Here is a 19,135-nt window from a genome sequence, read left to right as displayed (position 1 = left end):
GAGGAAGTCATGAAAAACGAATCATCAAATAATCTGAAATTAGGAATCTTTGTTATCGCAGGGATCATCCTCTTTATATTGACCATCTATTTTATTGGCCTTAAAAGAAATATATTTGGTTCTAACTTTATTCTGCGTTCAGAATTCGAAAATGTAAGCGGATTAAAACAAGGCAGCAATGTACGCCTTTCCGGGATCAATATCGGAACTGTCAGTAAAATAGATTTTATTTCTGATTCACTGGTTATGGTAAAAATGAGCATCAAAAAAGATGTTCAGCAGTATATTAAGACAGATGCGGTTGCAAGCATCGCTTCAGACGGATTGGTTGGTGATAAAGTACTTGTTATTTCTCCGGGAACAGGTTCTGCCAATGTAGTTGGTAATAATACTGTAATTGCTTCATACAAAAGCACGGAAATTGAAGATGTCCTTTTCAGCATTAAGAAAAGCGCAGACAATATCCGGACCGTTACCACCGGACTGGTTGATTTCACAGCCAAGATGAACAATAAGGACGGTTTACTGGTAAAAATAATGACCAGTAAGGATTTTGCGAACCGTATAGACAAAACGGTACAGAATCTTCAGACAAGCATGAATGATTTCGCTTCATTCACTCCTGTTCTCCACAATAAGGATGGAATTATCTACAGGGTATTTGCTGATAAAAGTCTGAGCGATAATATGGAAAGCAGTATTCTTGATTTAAAAAACAGTGCAGGACAGATCAGCCTTTTCGCTGCGAAACTCAATGATAAGAACAATATACTTTCTCAAATAACGACAAATGATACTTTAGCGGCCTCACTGGAAAAAACATTGACAAATCTGGAGAAATCTTCTGAGGATCTGAAAAAATTCACTACAAAGATCAACAATGACGAAAATGTAGTTTCCAAATTGGTTGATAATCCAAGATTGGGAAGGTCTGTAGATTCTACCATCAATAATATCGGTAAAGGGGTTGATGAACTCAGGGAATTAGAGGCTGCGGCCCGAAACAACTTTTTATTGAGAGGATATTTCAAAAAAAAGACTAGGAATAAGTGAGAGCCTGTTTTAATAGATTCAAATACTCACCTACTACTTTCATACACTATATTCAATAATAATCGATTATAATTTAAATTTATCAATCTTTATGATAAAATAATTCATTAGTTGATGAAAATTACTTATTTTAGTAGTAAACTTAAAACTAAAACCAACGCAAATGTGTAAAATATTTATAGCCGACGATAATAATTTCTTTGGAGAAATGTTAAAATATCATCTCCCGCTAAATCCCGATTACGAAGTCCTGCTATTCAGCAATACAAAAAACTGCATTTCAACCCCATACAAATATCCTGATATAATTTGTACTGACTTTCGATTACCTGACATTCAAGATGGTGAACTCTTTAAACAGATTAAAGCCATCTAAAAGAAATAGGAAAATCAATTATTTATAAGCGATTAATAACCTTGAAACAGCAATAATTACATGAAAGTTGCCAAATTACTTTTTATAAACGGAGATTTCAAATCAGAAAGAAATGAAGAAAAGCTTGACTATCACGAAGTGCAGCTCGTCATAGGATTTGGAACCAGAAATATTATAGAAAAAGAGGACTTTTTTATTCTTTTAAAGAAAAAGTTTCCGAATGCAGAGATCGCCCTCTCCTCTTCCTCAGGAGAAATTTTTTGTAATGAAGTGTATGATGGAACAGTTGTTTTAACCGCAATCAGTTTTTCAACATCTTTCATAAAAACGTCACAAATTGATATTGAAAATTTTTCAGACAGCTATGACGCAGGAAAAAAATTAATTGAAAATCTGCCTTCAGAAGGGCTTAGATGGGTATTCATCCTTTCAGATGGCAACAAGGTAAATGGCAGCCAGCTGGTACATGGACTTAACGCCAGCCGTCCGGAAAAAGTTTTGATCTCAGGGGGACTTGCCGGAGATGGGGATAAATTTGAAAAAACAGTGGTTGGGCTCAATCAGGTTCCCCAGCCCAATAAAATTCTTGCTGTTGGATTTTATGGAGAACATCTTGAATTATCACATTCTTCAATCGGAGGCTGGGAAAGCTTTGGACTTGAAAGGATAGTTACAAAATCACAAAATAATCTTCTTTACGAGATTGATAATAAAAACGCACTGGATCTCTATAAAAAATATCTGGGAAAATATGCTGAAGAGCTTCCCGGCTCTGCCCTGCTTTTTCCATTATCGCTTAAGCTATCCAAAGATCCGTCATCAGTAGTAAGAACGATTCTGTCCATTAAAGATGACACAATGATTTTTGCGGGAGATTTACCGGAAGGAAGCAAAGTAAGGTTTATGAAAGCCAATATGGACAGGCTTATTGATGCAGCAAATGACGCAGCAAATGAATGCCTCCGGATGACCCAACATAACATTAAACTGGGAATCATTATCAGCTGCGTGGGAAGAAAGATCGTACTGGGTGACAGAGTGTATGAAGAAGCAGATATTGTTCGGGATGTTTTCAAATCAGATACGGTACTGACCGGATTTTATTCATATGGAGAATTATCTCCTTTAAGCCCGTTTGGCAACTGTGCTCTGCACAATCAAACCATTACCATTACCACAGTGAATGAAATTGAATAGCTATGGAAATCAAATTACACAATTTGCTTGAAAGGCAGATTAATAAATACCTTACGGACGACTTTAAAAATCATTCGCAGTTTACTAATTTCATCAATGCAGTTAACGAATCCTACAAATCATTTGATAGAGATAAGGAACTCATGGACTATGCTTTCAAACAAAGTGAAGAAGAATATCAGGAACTTTATCAAAATCTTAAAGATGAAAATACCCTTAAACAGGAATCTATCAGCAATCTATATGAATCATTAAAGATTATTGATTCTGATATTGAAATAAAAAAATCAGAAGATCTTAAAGAATTATCCCTGTACCTTTCTGAACAGCTGAGAAAAAGAAAAAGGGCCGAAGATTACATAAAACAACAGGAAGAGAAATACCGTAATATTATTGCTAATATGAATTTAGGGCTCATTGAAGTAGATAATCATGAAATTATCCGCTACGCTAATCAGAGTTTTTGTGATGTTTCAGGGTTTTCACTGGATGAAGTCATTGGCAAAAATCCCAGTGAACTTTTCCTGTATGGAGAAAATAATATCCGTTTCATACAGGATCAGATAGAATTAAGAAAAAAAGGAGTTTCCAGTGTGTATCAGCTTCCTGTCAGGAATAAGAAGGGTGAAACAAGATGGTGGGCCATAAGTGGAGCTCCCAGTTATGATGATCAGGGAAATTTATTAGGATCCATAGGAATTCATCTTGACATAACCGACCAAAAAAAACTGGAAGACGAATTAAAACTTGAAAAAGCAAAAGCCCTGGAGGCCTCCAAGGCAAAAGAGGTTTTTCTGGCCAATATGAGCCACGAAATCCGAACCCCTCTTAATGGCATCATTGGTTTTTTGCGTGAACTTAAAAGAAGCCACCTTTCTTCAGATCAGCAAGAATTTGTAGAAAACAGCTACAATGCTTCACAACACTTATTATCAATTATCAATAATATACTGGATATCTCTAAAATTGAATCGGGAGAAATGTCTCTGGAAAATAAAAGTTTTTCTTTAAAAGACAGCATTCAAAAGGTGATTTCTGTTCTCAAACCAAAAGCGGATGAGAAAAAACTCAAGCTGATCACCTATTTTTCACCTGATATTTTTTCTGTTTTAAAAGGTGATTCGTTAAGGCTTGAACAGGTTCTGTATAATATTATTGGGAATTCGCTAAAATTCACCAATGAGGGCCAGATCAGAGTTGAATCCAAGGTCTTGAAAAGTTTCCCCGACCAACAGACCATTTCAATCAGCATTACGGACACGGGAATTGGAATGAGCGAAGAATATGTACGTGATATATTCAAAAAATTCAATCAGGAAGACAGTTCAATTTCGAGAAAATATGGAGGTACTGGTCTTGGAATGTCTATTACACGGGAACTTATTTACCTTATGAAGGGTGAAATTAATGTTGAAAGTGAAAAAAATACGGGTACATCTATTACAATAACTTTACTTCTGGACAGAGGCAGTGAAGAGGATCTGAAAAAAAATGACTGGAAAAATCAACATATTTCCGTCGCCGGCACAAGAGTTCTTCTGGTGGAAGATAATGCCCTTAATCAGCTGGTTGCCGAAAAATCACTACATCATTTTAAATGCAGCGTCGCCAAAGCCGAAAATGGTAAAATAGCCATAGAAATTTTAAAAAGAGAAGAATTTGACATTATTTTGATGGACCTGCAAATGCCGGAAATGGATGGTATCGAAGCCACTAAAATAGTAAGAAAGGAACTTGGAATTAAGACTCCCGTGATAGCACTTACGGCCAATGCTTTTAAAACAGAAATAGATCATTGCATTAACGCGGGAATGAATGATTATATCACTAAGCCTTTTAATGAAGAAAATTTACTGAATATCATTTATAAGTATGTCAAAATTCATGAAAAAACTGCAGAGACAGTATCTGATACAGATGAAAAAAGCCTCTACAACCTGAAAAGGATACAAACCCTCAGCAGGGGGGATAAAGAATTTATACAGAAAATGATCTCATTATTTATTATGCAGACCGAGACAATAATTCCATTGGTGGAAAAAGCGTTTGAAGAGAAAAACTACACCGAAATTGCAAAACTGATGGATAAAATCCGACCGGGCATACAGTCTGTAGGAATAGTTTCTATTGAGGATATTGTAAAACAGCTTGAATTACTTGCAAAGGAACAAAATAAAGAATTTCCTGAACTGTATTCCTTATTTGAAAAAATAAAAAAGACCCTTGAAATAGTGGTGACACAATTGAAAGATGAGATTAAATAACCTCATCTGCCTGATCCGGAAGTACGATTGATCTTATTTTCAGATTTACAATCTTCCTGTTAATCCATGAGATCATAAAACAGTCTTCCAAAGCCTGCTTCCAGGGTTGAATTTGATATACCAAATGATACAATGAAAAATCCCCGGATCTTTCCGAGGATAAAACTTATAAAAAAAATTTGATTAACATTTCAAAATTAATAAATCTCCATTAATTGAGTTATGATCATGGTCATAAAAAAACCTCCCTGAGGAGGCTAAAAAAACTTTCTGTACTTATTGTTATTTAAAACTTTGTAAATATACGGATAAGCTGTAATCATTCTCTACGGGAAACCGTAATGGTAGCGTTTAATTATTTGTATTTTAGGAAAATAAATAATAATCATAAAACAAATTGTGGAGTATTATTACTTAAATTTTTCCACAAAAAAACCTCCCGAATCACTGAGAGGTTATACTGTAATTTGTCAGAAATATGAAATTTTCAATGCCCAAATATAATAAAGTGTCAATACCGTCGAATATGATCTCAATCATATATCGGATAAACAGTACATAGAATTCTGATAATCCCTTTAAACTTTAGCTGTAACTTTAATTTCCACTTTCTGCCCGGGAAGTGCCAGCTCAGTCACTCCGACAATGGTACTGGCAACCATACAGGACTCACCATAAAATTCTTTTCCAAAAACCTTTCTGCTTTCAAAGCCTTCCTGCATATCGGTAACATAGATAACTTCTTCTGTAACATGGCCGGCATTTAATCCAAATTCACTCAGCAACTTGCCTATATTCTGATAGGTCTGTCTGAACTGGTTTTCCATTCCTTCTGCAAGATTTCCCTGCATATCGTGGCCCAGCTGTCCGGAGATCCACACCGTGTCACCGCTTTTTACAGATTGCACATAGCCATATGCCTCTTCCCAGGGCATACCAAAAGTTCTGAATTCTTTAGTATTCATAATGTATTTATTTTTAGAATATTCTATAATCAATAAACAGGCATAAAATCATAATGTATTGATTATAAAATCATTTAAAGAGAGTCACCTAAAAATAATATACGAAATACCGTAGTTTTATAAGTGCCTTATTTCATATCATTCTTATCAATATTGCTGCAAACCCAAATAGGCAATCATTTCGATCCGGTAAATGATAATTGGAACTGAATTATTTTTAATTTTTAAAGAAAACATCACCTACTTTTTCTTCATCATTCAATTTTTATCAAATTAAATTGTACATTTGCTTTCTGTTATGCAAAAATTTCTCAGGGTCTTTTTTGTTTTTTCTTTACTTCTGGTATTTGTTTCAAATGTCAGCGGGGTAACCACGTGTCTTGATCATGCCAGACACGCCAAAAGTAAAGTGATCTATAAAAAAGGGTCAAAAGAAGAGAAAATTCCTTCCTTTTCTCAGGACGACCAATGTCAGTGTGCCCTTCATATGCATATGACACAAATTCTTCTCCCTGACTCTTTGAACATGGATTTTGCCATTGACACAACCAGTGATAATGAGATGCCACAGCCAAGAGCCATTTCATATCGTTGTCTTCTTGACTTTTTCAGCTCCAGAGCTCCCCCAGCCTTATTTTCCGCGGTAGCTTAATCGATGCTGCCTTAATATTTCGTTTACAGATTTTTTGGTCTGTACTGTAATTCCGTGGATATCTGTGTCTTTACACAATTAAGGATATCCTTTTTATTAATGGGCCATTCGCTGCCCGTACATCCTTATTCATGACTACCAGTAATTTTAATTATTCGGGAATAATTTATTGCATTTCCCCAAATCCTGTAAAGCTTTTCAGCACAGGCTTCATCACAGTCTCATCACTTCTTTGTGCTCAGTCCCGTCCGGAAGATTCGTTATCTACGGAGGTACAAACTGTTGAAGTTATCGGAAGAAAGTCTAAAGATTATACTTCCGAATATTCTTTTGCCGCCACCAAGATCGCAACGAAAAACAAAGATCTGCCTTTAACACTTAATACCGTTACCAAAGAACTGATCACCGACCGTCAGGCTTTTCAGCTTGGAGATGTCATGAAAAATGTGAACGGTGTTTCTCCTTCAAGCTATTATAATCAATACAACATCCGTGGGATCAGCCAGAATGAAGAAGGACAGATCATCAATGGAATGCGCACAAGGCAATATTATTTTTTGCAGCCCATGACCTCCAATATAGAACGTGTGGAGGTTTTCAAAGGTCCGGCAAGTATTACGATGTCCAGTGTAGATCCCGGAGGAACCATCAATATGGTTACTAAAAAACCATTATCCAATCCTCGTCATGAAATCAGTTTATCCGGTGGAAGCTTTGAAACTTATCGTGTCACTACAGATCTTACAGGTCCTTTAAATAAGAGTAAAACATTATTATATCGTTTTAACGGAGCATATCAGAATGCTCATTCATTCAGGGATCATGTTAAAAACAGTGGTATCCTGATCTCCCCTTCTATCACTTTTGTTCCGAATGATAAAACATCCGTGAATGTGGAAATGATTTTCAATGATCTCTATGGAAATCTGGATCGTGGACAGCCTATTTTCGGGGCAGTGGCAGGAAAAACAGATTTATACAGTACTCCACGAGCTTTGAACCTGGGAGCTCCTGATGATTTTTTTAAAACAAGGGAACTTATCCTGATGGGAACCGTTGCCCATCATTTTAACCAATATATCAGCTTTAATGCATCTTATATGAAGCAATACTGGAGGGAAAATCTTCAGGAGCACAGAACTACCAATTCATTTGTTCCTGATATGAACAATATCCCGGTTTCCAGCCTTGCCATGATGCAGTTTGTTCAAAGAAAACAAAACTGGGCAACAGATAATATCAATGCGTATTTCAATTTTAAATTCAAAACGGGTTCTGTTCAGCATCAGGCTCTGATAGGTTACGACAGCCAGATCTGGGAGAAACGCAAAGGCGGACAGCAGAAAGCAGCAAGAGGTTTTCTTTTAAAGAATGGCTCTGTGATTTCCTCTTATAATCCTGCAAATGCTTCGGATTATCAGACCATCAATTATAATGGAACAATTATTCCCAGACCTAATGTAACACCATTTGACCTGAATCCCGGTGCGGCCAATTATCAGGGTACTGATTTTAATACGCTTAATGTGATCACCCCTCTGCCTTCTGCTCTTACCACAACGCATGCTGCTTATATTCAGCATCTTCTTACCTGGAAAAAGTTGACAATATTATCGGGAATACGTCAGGAATGGTTTCAGGATATCACCAATTTCAAAGAAGCCAATGAGTCATCATTCAAAAATAATAAACTTCTGTACAGATTCGGGATTACCTATAGTGTAACGGATCATATCAATGTATATGGAACTTATTTAACCGGCTATCAACCCCAATCCAATACCGTAACGCTGATGCCCAATACCTCAGCCCTTACCGGATCTGCAGCAAGATTTAAGCCTCTGACTTCTGATCTTAAAGAACTGGGAATCAAAGCGCAGCTTTTTGGCAGAATTTCATTGAATCTTGCAGTGTATGAAATCAAACAAAGAAATATAATCATCAATGCCAATAATCCTTCAGAACCTGATGAACTTGTACAGCGTGGTGCTGACCGGAGCCGTGGATTTGAAGCTGAGTTTTCCGGACATATCCTTCCTCAATGGCATATTTACGGAGGCTACAGCTATATTGATGCTACAATATTGGATGACACCAACCGTGATCTTGTAGGAAAAAGAAAGGAAAACACTTCTAAAAATTCCGTGAATATCTGGACACGCTACAATTTTTCAACTGTTGAATTCCTCAAAGACTTCGGAATCGGTGCCGGAATGCTTTATCAGAGTTCTAAAATTCCGTGGTTTACAAGGAGTTTTGAGCTTCCCGCCTATACGACACTGGATGCAGCATTGTATTATACTCCGGCAAAAACTGTCCAGCTCTCTTTCAATCTGAATAATATAACCAACAAAGTATATTGGATCGGGGCTCAGAACTACTTAAGACTGTTTCCGGGAACTCCGAGAAATTATTTACTAACTGCTACTTATAAATTTTAAAATATGGCTGCTTCAAACTTACAACTGATGGTGAGAAAAACCTGGCAGGATTTGTTTAAAGGGAAACAAAATCTGATCACCACGATTGCTGTACTCTTATTCTGTATGCTGAGTATTGGCATAGGATATACAAAATACACCGATTCTTTTTCGAAAATAAAAGAATACCGGAAGGAAGTCCGGGAAAACTGGGAACACAGGCCTGATAAGCATCCGCACCGTATGGCCCATTACGGTTATCTGGTTTTCAGAATCGGACATCCGCTGAATATTTTTGACAACGGACTGGATGACTTCCTTGGGAATGTCATATTTCTGGAGGCTCATAAACAGAATACCGCCAATCTGTCGGAAGCGGGAAGCTCGGGTACTTTGGTAAGATTCGGAGCGTTCAGCAGTGCATTTATTCTGCAGAGCATTGTCCCGTTGATTATTCTCTTTTCAGGATTTGGGTTAATTGTTCAGGAGCGTGAGAATGCTACTTTAAAGATCATAAGTGTTCAGGGAACTTCCGGAAGAGCGATTATCTGGGGCAAAATTCTGGGACTCTGGCTGTTTTCTCTCTGTTTTCTTATTCCTGTAATTCCTGTTGTTTTCGTCGCTGCACTGATGTCCGAGACAACAGATTCAGCGGATATTGTATTACGTCTGTCATTACTGCTGCCTGCTTACATGATTTACTATTTTTTTATCTGTACATTAACCGTTATCGTATCGGCAAACAGTAAAAGTACCTCATCTGCGTTGATCAGCCTTATTGGTTTCTGGCTTCTTTTCATCATTGTTTTGCCTAAAGGAATTCAGTTTGCAGCGCAGAATTTTTATCCTGCACCTTCCAGAATTGCTTTCGAAACAACACTCGAAAAGGATATCTTAAAGTCTGGAGACAGCCATAATCCTGATGATCCGCATTTCAAAAAAATCAAGGATTCTTTACTGGCAAAGTATCAGGTAAAAACAACCAATGAACTTCCTTTCAACTATGGCGGATTCGTTATGAAGGAAGGGGAAAAAATAAGTTCACATATCTATATCAGACATCAGAAAGAACTGCAGAACATTTACAGTAAACAGCAAAATCTGACTGATATTTCAGGATTCATTAATCCCGCCATTGCCATTAAAAACTTTTCCATGATTGCCGCAGGAACAGATTTCTTTGCTTATAATCAGTTTCAGAAACAGGCAGAAGAATATCGCTATAAAATGGCTCAGCACTTAAATGATTTGCAAATTGAGCACATCAGCAATATTAAACCGGAAAACGGCGGACCGGCTGCTGTCATCGACAGGCACAACTGGGAAAGGTTTCCGGATTTTCAGTATCAGTATACTTCTGTTCTGAAAAGTTTAAAGCAACAGCCCATATCTGCTGCTGCATTAGTACTATGGATGTTTATCTGCATCATTGCTATCGAAATAAGTGGAAGAAAACTAAAACTCATCTAAATGAACCGTTATTTATACACCCAATTTTACCGTAACAAAGCCTATATCATTGCACTGCTGTTTTTATTGATAGCCGGGCTGATGGCTATTTATACAGGGAAAAAATTTTTAGACAGGAACGAAGACATCATCTCCCGAAGCGGAGCATTTCAGAAAGAAAGTATTGAAAGAAATACAAAATTTCATAAGGATGATCTGGGGCTGGTTCTTTATTATATTAAATTCAATCTGGTGAATGAAACACCCAGGCTGGCTGCTTTAAATATCGGAATGCGTGATTTAAATCCTTCTATTCAGGGAGTAACCATCCGGAATCTGGAAGAACAGCGCTATAATGCAGATTTTTATAATCCCGCCAATGCCGCAGTTGGTAATTTTGATTTTAGTTTCGTTGTTGTTTTCCTGTTTCCACTGGTGATTGTTGCATTCTGCTATAATCTGATTTCTGAGGAAGAAGAAAGAGGAACCTGGAAGCTGCTGTCGGTTCAGAGCGGTAATTTACAAAAGCTTCTGGATCATAAGATGTTCATCCGTCTTTTGGCTGTTACAGCTGTATATTTTGTATTAATTATTATCGCTTCGGTCTGGATGAAAATACCTTTAGATTCTTATTATATTGCTTTTATCATCAGTGGCTGGCTGTATATTATTCTTTGGTTTGCCTTATGCAGATGGATGGTATCGTTCCGTAAAACATCGGCTCAGAATGCGTTAATTCTACTGATTGTTTGGGTGGGCATCAATTTTATTATCCCGATGAGCAGTAATATTCTGATACAGAAGCTGTATCCGGTTCATGAGTCCCTTAAAGCTGTGATGGAACAGAGAGAAGGCTATCACAACAAATGGGATGAAGCTAAGCAGCCTACGATGGAAAAGTTCTACAGAGCATACCCTCAATACAGAAATTTTACCGTGGAAGAGAATGATACATTCACCTGGACCTGGTATTATGCCATGCAGCATATGGGAGATCTTGAATCGGCAAAATCTTCGGAACAGTATACGGAAAAAATGCAAAAAAGGAATCAGGCAGCAGACTATTTAGGCTATTTCCTTCCGAATCTTCATACTCAGCTGGCACAAAGCCATTTAGCAAAATCTGATATGAATAATCATTTGCAGTATGCTTCATCGCTCAAAAAATTCCATGAGAAAAAAAGGATGTTCTTCTACCCTTTAATTTTCTCAGGTAAGAGTGCAGAATCTGTCAACTGGGCACAGCAAACGATAGAGGTTTTCAAATTCTCTTCCTCTATCAAATGGATACAGATACTTCTTCCCTATCTCATCTTCATTGCTTTATTCATCATTCTTTCACAATATAAATACAGAAAAATATGTTAAAAACAGTCAATCTACATAAAAAATACAACGATTTTACCGCCCTTCATTCTCTTAATCTGGAAGTAAAAAAAGGTGAAATTTTTGCACTGCTCGGACAAAACGGAGCAGGAAAAAGTACAACCATCAATATTCTTCTGGGACTCATTAAAGCAACTTCCGGAGATGCTTTTATTAATGATATTTCGGTAACAGAAGAGCCCCAAAAAATAAAAAAACATTTGGCTTACATTCCTGAAACCGTTCTTTTATATCCTCATCTTACAGGAATAGAAAACCTTGATTTTTTCTCCAAAATCGCAGGTTTTGATTACCAGAAAGATGAACTGTCTGCGCTCCTTAAACGTACCGGTTTGCAGGAAACCGCCCATCATAAAGCATTGGGCGGTTATTCCAAGGGGATGCGTCAGAAAGTTGGAATTGCCATTGCTCTGGCCAAAGATGCCAAAGTGCTTCTTCTGGATGAGCCTACCAGCGGTCTGGATCCGATTGCTACTGCAGAATTTACAGAAATTGTAAGACAGCTGGGTAAAGAAAGCAGAACGGTTTTAATGGCAACTCATGACATCTTCAATGCAGTAAGTGTTGCTACCAATATCGGTATTATGAAACAGGGAGAACTTGTCCAGAATTTACCTTCCAAAGCGTTTACAGCACAGGAATTACAGGAGCTGTATCTGAAAACAATCTGATGATTCCGTTACTTCTGTAAGTAACTTTTCATATTAATATCAATTGGTTGATGCCCGGTGACAATTTGTTACCGGGCATTTTGCTGATACCTGATATTTATGCCAAAGCTTTTTTGTATTCTGATAAAGCTCTTTCACGGGCAAAGGTGTGTTCTACAATGGGTGATGGATATGCTGGTGTATTCCATTCAGGGAGCCACTTTTTGATGTACAGTAAATCTTTATCAAATTTTTCTGCCTGAGCCGTTGGATTAAAAACCCTGAAATAAGGTGCAGCATCACATCCCGAGCCTGCAGCCCACTGCCAGTTTCCATTGTTGGCCGACAGGTCATAATCATTCAGTTTTAATGCAAAATACGCTTCCCCCCAACGCCAGTCGATCAACAGATGTTTGCATAAAAAGCTCGCGACAATCATTCTTACCCGGTTATGCATATAGCCTGTCTCGTTCAGCTCCCTCATTCCGGCATCTACAATCGGATACCCTGTGGTTCCTTCACACCAGTGCTTAAACTCTTTTTCATTATTCCGCCATTGGATATTATCATACTGCTTTTTAAAAGACTGATGAGCCACCTGGGGGAAATGATATAAAATCTGCATAAAAAATTCACGCCAGATCAACTCGGACAGCCATACCGCATTATGCTTCAATGCAAAAGCCACACACTTTCTGATGCTGATGGTTCCAAAGCGTAAAGCAATTCCGAGCTGTGTGGTATGCTGTAATGCCGGAAAATCACGGTACTTATCGTAATCATCAATAATGGCTGCATCTAGAACCGGTTTTTTAAAATCAAAATCTGTTTTTTTGAAACCTATTTCCTTTAATGCCATAATCTCAGAATATTTCTGTGGAAAGAGGTTCTTACAATCCAATTCAACAGATTGATAATGCTCAGGAGTTAAAGCTTCCCGCCACTTTTTGGCAAAAGGAGTGTAAACCGTGTAAGGCGAACCGTCTTTTTTAACAATCTGATCCTTATCAAAAATCACCTGATCTTTACAGGCTTTAAAAGGAATATTTTTTTCTTTGAAAAAATAATAGATTTCCTTATCTCTCTCAATCGCCTGTGGTTCATAATCTCTGTTGCAGAAAACACTTTTGATAGTGTATTCTTCAGACAATTTCCTGAATATTTCTATAGGCTTACCATGATAGATATTGATTTTTGAATGATACTTTTTTAATGAAACATTGATATCTGTCAAAGCCTGATGGATATAATCAACCCTGCGGTCTTCTTTATCTTCCAGCTTCCCGAGAATATCAGTATCAAATATAAAAATGGGTAGTACCGGTGCATCAGACTGCAGAGCATGGTGAAGTCCGATATTGTCTTCCAATCTCAGGTCACGCCTGAACCAGAAAATGGTGATTGTATCTTTCATAATTGCTTAATTCAAATTCATTGATCATTCCTGCTTGGGAATGACTCCATAACTAAGGATAAATATACAGATTTACTCCATTAATATTTTTAATAATTTGCATGATCTGGCTTTATCATTACAGTTAATATGATGATATGAATTAAAATTTTCCGACATTTGCTCCAATTATAATAGAAGCTTACGCATGGAAGAATTTGAAGTACCGGTAACCTATAAGGGTAAAGAACTGCTTTTCAATGGAAAGCTTGCCACATTCTCTTATGGATATAAACTGTATGTAGACGTAGATGGAACTGAAGTCGTTATTGAGCGTGATGATCACGGTGACTTAAGAGCTCTTCTCCCCGATGCTGCTTCCGAAAAAAATGTAGATAAAGGACTTATTGAAGCCATTATAGAAGTATTTAAAGAGCTTCAGGTTTTATAATTTGTTCTGCATAAAAAAGAGACTTTTCAGAAGTCTCTTTTCATTCCTATATATTGAGTTTCATTTATTCGAAAACTACATAATTGACCTTATCTACACCTGTATTTCCCGTTTTTTCATGATAAGCATACACAACAAGTTCATAGTTTCCCGGCGAACTGATGATATGATCTCCTTCAAACAGATTGGTTGAAACTAAAGACATCTCTACATTTTTCACAAATTTTCCGTCTTTCTTCAGGATTCCTTTCACTTCTATTTCATCGGAATTCCACACTCCTCCTTTATCAATAACACATCCGCACATCATCACAATATTGGCCTGAAACAGGAAAGGTTTATCTTTAATACTTTTCAGTGCAATATACTGATGGGTTCTGGGTTTCAGAATATCAATAATATACCCCGGAATCTCAAGGATAATTCCTTCTCCTAAAATATGTTTCCCGGGAATCAGCCATAGCTCTGTACTTACTACCGCCTGAGCCTGCTTGCTGTTCAAAGGAGAAATTACTTCTATATTCACAAATGTAGGTTCATCAATATCTATGGCAGCCATAAAACCTCCTGTCTGTTCATCTGCAATGGAGTTTCCTCTTACTTTGGGTGTTTTCATAATCAGATCGGTGTTTCCCGTGCTTCCGGTAGTGTTTCCTTCTGCCAGAATCCTTTGATTAAGCTTATTTCTGATGATAATATGAGCGCCGCCCAATGAAGTTCCGATAAACTTTGCATCTTTTGCTTTGGCTCTGATCATGATTTTCGTTTCTGTTGCCGAAATCAAATTCGTGGAAAAAAGAAATGCTGTAATGAGAAGTAATGCTTTCATGATTGAATTGATTTTAAATATTCCTGTTTAAATCTGTGATGAAAAGATTCATTTTTTAATTTCTGATCAATATGATCCAGATACGTAAAAATCGACAGATCTTCTGATAATACCTTCAGAATTGCTTTTTCACAACAGTCCCAGATCTGCTTCAGCTGAGGAAGCATATCAATGGCTTTGGGAGATAATGAAATGATCTGCTTTCGCTTATCTGCACTATCTTTTTTGATGATGAGATAACCGCTTTCGCTCATTTTTTTGACGATAGCCACAACGGATGGATGCGAATAGCCCAAAGGCTCAGCGATATCGGTAATAGAAATTTCGCCTTTTTTTTGCAGCAACATAAAAACCAGATACCAGTTGGGTTCCACATCAATTCCGAATTCTTTATAAAACTTCCGCACATCATGAGACATGCGGTCACTGATTCTCTTCAGTCTGCTATCCAAAGCTTTATATCCTAATTCTTTAATAAAGTCAAAATCCATCTGAAATATATTTGCTGTAAATATATAAAAATATAAAGTCAACTATATAGCTAACTTTATATTTTTTAAAATCAAATTTTAACCTAATAAAAAAGGCCTTCTTATAAAAAGATATTTACTTGAAACTTTTCCTGTATTCTCCGGGAGTTACTCCTCTGTATTTCTTGAACAGTTTGGTAAGATGGCTTTCATCGCTGAACTGGAGCTCGTAGGCAATCTCACTGAGTCTGACACTGCTGTATTTTAAATAGGTTTCCACCAGTTTTAATCTATAGTCCAGCAGATAATCCTGATAAGAAATTCCGGTTTGCTGTTTAAAATATTCTCCGAAATAAACAGCTCTAATTATCGATAAATAGGTCTGTACAAATACAATCGGGAAAGGGTTTAGTATGATTTCCTGAAGACTTTCATCTGACCCGCCATAATCGCCAGTAAAATCCCAAAGCAGGCAAAAAGACCATATGAGTACCTGAGATCAAAACTTTCTGCAATATATCCGATAAGAGGCGGCCCCATCAGAAATCCTAAAAATGATATGCTGGAAACAAATGACAAAGCAATACTCGGAGCTACTGTACTCACTTTTCCTACTGTACTGTATACGGAAGGTACACTCAGGGAACTTCCAAGGCCAATAATCATAAAGGCGATAATGCAGATCCACAGTTCAGGAAAGAAAACACTTAGAAAAAGCCCGCTGCTCATCAGCAGTCCACAACACTGCAGAACGATCTTTTTTCCATATTTTTCAATGATTTTATTCCCGATAAAACGACCTAAAGTCATCATTAAGATAAAACTTGTATATCCCATTATGACAAGGTTTTCAGGTGCCTTAACTATAGTTTGAAAATAAACCCCGCTCCAGTCGAACATTGCGCCCTCAATCGCCATACTCAGGAAGCCTATAATTCCCAAACCAATCAGTGTAGGATTCACCGCTTTGAAAATTGAACGGGTCTGCGGTTCTGCTTTATGAATAATATTGGTCAGATTTTTTGTACTGTAAAACCAAAGTATTCCTACCAGAGTGAAAATAAAAACAAAATGGTAAAAAGTTCCTACATGGAGATTAATCATCAGCAACCCGATTAAAGCCCCTGTAAGCCCTGCAAAGCACCATGCCCCGTGATAGGAAGAAAGAAGGGTTCTTTTTGTGATAGATTCTATCTCAATTGCCTGTGTATTGATGGCAATATTGCAAATATTCCCGGACACGCCGAAAAAGAACAGAACGGCCCCTAAAGTCCAATAAGAAGGTGATAAGCCAATTAAGAGAAGAAAAAAAGGATACAGCATAAAGCATCTTTTAATAATTCCGCTGCTTCCGTAAATACTGATCAGTTTTCCGGCCAGAACCATCGTCGACAGCTGTCCTATCGGCATAAGAAGCAACAGCGTTCCCAACTGTGCTTCAGTAATGGAAAGAGCAGTTTTAATGATAGGAATCCGGCTCGCCCAGGAGGAAAAAACAAGCCCGTGGGCAAAGAATAGTAAAAAACAGGCGGTCGGCATTTTTGCATTAAAAGATGGGATCTCGTTCATTATAACAGGGTAATAAAAATCCTTTTTGCAAATTTAGACACGCTGCGCTATTAAAATGTAGTTCATTTTTGTCATTTTTATGTTCCATTTTAACCAATTAATGAAATTGCCGACCTCATTATGGTGGAAAATCACCTTATTTTTTGAACACAAATTTTTATTTTCAAGTCTGTTTAAACTTAACCACAAAAGTCACAAAAGTTTTTATTTTCTAAACACTTTGGTATACTTTAGAAAGTTTAAGGAAATACCGTGTAATTAAGTTCACATAAAATGAAAATCTTTGATTTTCAACAAAACTTTAGGATACTTTTATACACAAAGCATATAACTTAAAATAGTTTAAGTGTTTAAAAAGCTTTTGTGTCTTTTTTGTGGTTTTATAACGTTTAAATAACTTTTTCATTAATTTCGTTGTATAAAAAATGAGCCATGAAAGAAAAATGGATCGCCTATCCAACTATTTTGGAAGGAGAAACTGTTGAATTAATTCCCCTTGAAAATGAGCATTTTGAAGAATTATATGCTGCTGCTTCAGATAAAGAACTCTGGGAACTGATTCCTACCGATTGTTCTGAAGAAACCCAGTTTTATAAAACGTATGAATTCGCCTTATCAGAAAGAGAAACCGGAAATCAATATCCATTTGTAATACGACATAAAGAAACCGGAAAACTCATCGGCTCCACCCGCTTTTTTGAAATATATCCTGCAGACAGAAAACTGGAAATCGGATGGACATGGATCACCAAAGAGTTCTGGGGAACAGCCATCAACCTGGAATGCAAATTACTACTGCTCACCTTCTGCTTTGATGTGCTGAAAACAAACAGGGTACAGTTGAAAACGAAAGACGATAATTTCAGATCACGAAAAGCGATCGAAAAAATCGGTGGTGTATTTGAAGGTATTTTACGTAAAGACAAAGTTCTCAGGGATGGAAGCACAAGAAATGCGGCTTATTACAGTATTTTGGATGATGAATGGGCCACTGCAAAATTTAAAATTGAAGCTTTCATTAAAGAAAAACAAAGTGTTGGCTAAAAAGCATACAATAAAAAACACCTGATATTTGAACCAGGTGTTTGTATTTTATTTAATTGAAAGACTGTCTGTAACTCAATGGTGTTTTATCAGTTTTCTTTTTAAAGAGCTTGTTGAATGACTGCGGATGTTCAAATCCGAGAGCATATGCTACTTCAGAAACAGAAAAGCCTGTCGTAGTAAGGTATTCTTTTGCCTTCTCGATCAGTTTTTCGTGAATATGCTGCTGGGCATTTAATCCGGTAAGGTTACGAAGCATATCACTCAGATAATGGGGTGACAGATTGAGTGTGGATGCCAGAAATTCTACCGTGGGAAGGCCTTTATTCAATGTTTCCTGCTCGTTAAAATACTTTTCCAGCACCACATCCATTTTAGCCAGCACATCATTATTGACTGCCTTTCTGGTAATAAACTGTCTTTTATAAAAACGGTTGCTGTAATTGAGAAGAACATCAATATAAGAAACAATAACATCCTGGCTTACTTCATCAATGGCTGTATTCAGTTCATTTCCAATATAATCAAGAAGCCCCGTTATTGTTGTTTTTTCCTGATCCGATAAATGCAGTGCTTCATTCGTATCATAAGAAAAGAAACCGAAGTTTTTGATATTCTTTGCCAAAGGATAACTTCTGATAAAATCCGGATGTACCAACAAAGTATATCCGCAGTATTCTGCATTCTCATCAGTAGAAAGAACCTGACCGGGAGCCGTAAACATCATTCCTCCCTCATTGAAATCATAATATCCCTGTCCATAGCCCATTTTCCCAACCGTGGAATATTTATATGAGATCTTATAAAAATTCAGGATAAAGCTTCTCTTCAGCATATCTTTTCTGATGCTCATTTTCGTATTATCCACAAGGCTTACCAACGGATGAAGCGGCTTGGGCAACTGCAGCATATCGTGCAATTCTGATATGGATGAGATCTTCAGGGGAATATTATCTTTCTTTTCCAT

Annotated in this window: 16 protein-coding genes and 1 pseudogene; 10 read left to right on the top strand and 7 right to left on the bottom strand. The window is 37.1% G+C overall.

Annotation, left to right across the window (positions count from 1 at the left end):
* Positions 1–9 precede the first annotated feature (9 nt).
* From DEU40_RS04465 to DEU40_RS04450, 3 genes are all read left to right on the top strand, one after another.
* On the top strand, positions 10–1,053 hold the full coding sequence (locus DEU40_RS04465; RefSeq protein WP_110008720.1) for an MlaD family protein: 1,044 nt from the start codon (positions 10–12) through the stop codon (positions 1,051–1,053).
* Between the two features lie 436 nt (positions 1,054–1,489).
* On the top strand, positions 1,490–2,626 hold the full coding sequence (locus DEU40_RS04455) for an FIST signal transduction protein (protein ID WP_110008718.1): 1,137 nt from the start codon (positions 1,490–1,492) through the stop codon (positions 2,624–2,626).
* A gap of 2 nt (positions 2,627–2,628) precedes the next feature.
* Positions 2,629–4,890 (top strand): PAS domain-containing hybrid sensor histidine kinase/response regulator, encoded by a 2,262-nt coding sequence (locus DEU40_RS04450; RefSeq protein WP_110008717.1) that lies wholly within the window; start codon positions 2,629–2,631, stop codon positions 4,888–4,890.
* A gap of 578 nt (positions 4,891–5,468) precedes the next feature.
* Here DEU40_RS04450 and DEU40_RS04445 read toward each other — a convergent pair.
* Positions 5,469–5,855: a Rid family hydrolase gene (locus DEU40_RS04445; RefSeq protein ID WP_110008716.1), complete on the bottom strand. Its 387-nt coding sequence runs from the start codon at positions 5,853–5,855 to the stop codon at positions 5,469–5,471.
* 298 nt (positions 5,856–6,153) lie between these two features.
* Here DEU40_RS04445 and DEU40_RS04440 point away from each other — a divergent pair, with 298 nt between their 5' ends.
* The 5 genes from DEU40_RS04440 to DEU40_RS04420 all read left to right on the top strand — a co-directional run bounded on the left by DEU40_RS04440 (position 6,154) and on the right by DEU40_RS04420 (position 12,433).
* Positions 6,154–6,507, top strand: coding sequence for a hypothetical protein (locus tag DEU40_RS04440; RefSeq protein WP_110008715.1), 354 nt, complete (start codon positions 6,154–6,156; stop codon positions 6,505–6,507).
* 131 nt (positions 6,508–6,638) lie between these two features.
* A complete protein-coding gene (locus DEU40_RS04435; RefSeq protein ID WP_110008714.1) occupies positions 6,639–8,948 on the top strand; it encodes a TonB-dependent siderophore receptor in 2,310 nt (769 codons plus the stop codon).
* A 3-nt stretch (positions 8,949–8,951) separates the two neighbouring features.
* Positions 8,952–10,397, top strand: a complete 1,446-nt coding sequence (locus DEU40_RS04430) for an ABC transporter permease (protein ID WP_110008713.1) — start codon at positions 8,952–8,954, stop codon at positions 10,395–10,397.
* Entirely contained in the window at positions 10,398–11,744 is a 1,347-nt protein-coding gene (locus tag DEU40_RS04425) for a DUF3526 domain-containing protein (protein ID WP_110008712.1), read from the top strand. It begins immediately after the preceding gene.
* Complete coding sequence (locus tag DEU40_RS04420) at positions 11,738–12,433, top strand: ABC transporter ATP-binding protein (protein ID WP_110008711.1); 696 nt, start codon at positions 11,738–11,740, stop codon at positions 12,431–12,433. The genes DEU40_RS04425 and DEU40_RS04420 overlap by 7 nt, the downstream gene beginning before the upstream one ends.
* A gap of 97 nt (positions 12,434–12,530) precedes the next feature.
* Here the strand turns inward: DEU40_RS04420 and DEU40_RS04415 are convergent, their stop codons facing one another.
* Positions 12,531–13,826 carry a cryptochrome/photolyase family protein gene (locus DEU40_RS04415; RefSeq protein WP_110008710.1) on the bottom strand — a complete coding sequence of 432 codons (1,296 nt, stop codon included), beginning with the start codon at positions 13,824–13,826 and terminating at the stop codon, positions 12,531–12,533.
* A 187-nt stretch (positions 13,827–14,013) separates the two neighbouring features.
* Here DEU40_RS04415 and DEU40_RS04410 point away from each other — a divergent pair, with 187 nt between their 5' ends.
* On the top strand, positions 14,014–14,256 hold the full coding sequence (locus DEU40_RS04410; RefSeq protein ID WP_110008709.1) for a hypothetical protein: 243 nt from the start codon (positions 14,014–14,016) through the stop codon (positions 14,254–14,256).
* Between the two features lie 64 nt (positions 14,257–14,320).
* On the opposite strand, the gene DEU40_RS04405 is transcribed toward DEU40_RS04410, so the two are convergent.
* From DEU40_RS04405 to DEU40_RS04390, 4 genes and pseudogenes are all read right to left on the bottom strand, one after another.
* A complete protein-coding gene (locus tag DEU40_RS04405; RefSeq protein WP_110008708.1) occupies positions 14,321–15,085 on the bottom strand; it encodes a hypothetical protein in 765 nt (254 codons plus the stop codon).
* Complete coding sequence (locus DEU40_RS04400) at positions 15,082–15,576, bottom strand: MarR family winged helix-turn-helix transcriptional regulator (protein ID WP_110008707.1); 495 nt, start codon at positions 15,574–15,576, stop codon at positions 15,082–15,084. Before DEU40_RS04400 ends, DEU40_RS04405 begins: the two co-directional genes overlap by 4 nt.
* Before the next feature lie 115 nt (positions 15,577–15,691).
* A pseudogene (locus DEU40_RS04395) lies at positions 15,692–15,910 on the bottom strand (helix-turn-helix domain-containing protein); the annotation flags it as partial.
* Positions 15,911–15,963: 53 nt separating this feature from the next.
* Positions 15,964–17,124, bottom strand: coding sequence for an MFS transporter (locus DEU40_RS04390; RefSeq protein ID WP_110008706.1), 1,161 nt, complete (start codon positions 17,122–17,124; stop codon positions 15,964–15,966).
* A gap of 432 nt (positions 17,125–17,556) precedes the next feature.
* Here DEU40_RS04390 and DEU40_RS04385 point away from each other — a divergent pair, with 432 nt between their 5' ends.
* On the top strand, positions 17,557–18,168 hold the full coding sequence (locus tag DEU40_RS04385; RefSeq protein ID WP_110008705.1) for a GNAT family N-acetyltransferase: 612 nt from the start codon (positions 17,557–17,559) through the stop codon (positions 18,166–18,168).
* Positions 18,169–18,220: 52 nt separating this feature from the next.
* On the opposite strand, the gene DEU40_RS04380 is transcribed toward DEU40_RS04385, so the two are convergent.
* Positions 18,221–19,135 carry a helix-turn-helix domain-containing protein gene (locus DEU40_RS04380; protein WP_110008704.1) on the bottom strand — a complete coding sequence of 305 codons (915 nt, stop codon included), beginning with the start codon at positions 19,133–19,135 and terminating at the stop codon, positions 18,221–18,223.

The sequence above is a fragment of the Chryseobacterium sp. AG844 genome, from assembly GCF_003182335.1.
Taxonomy (GTDB): Bacteria; Bacteroidota; Bacteroidia; order Flavobacteriales; family Weeksellaceae; genus Chryseobacterium; species Chryseobacterium cupriresistens.
The sequence above is the reverse complement of the archived record's forward strand: the minus strand, read 5'-3'. Positions and strand labels throughout refer to the sequence as shown.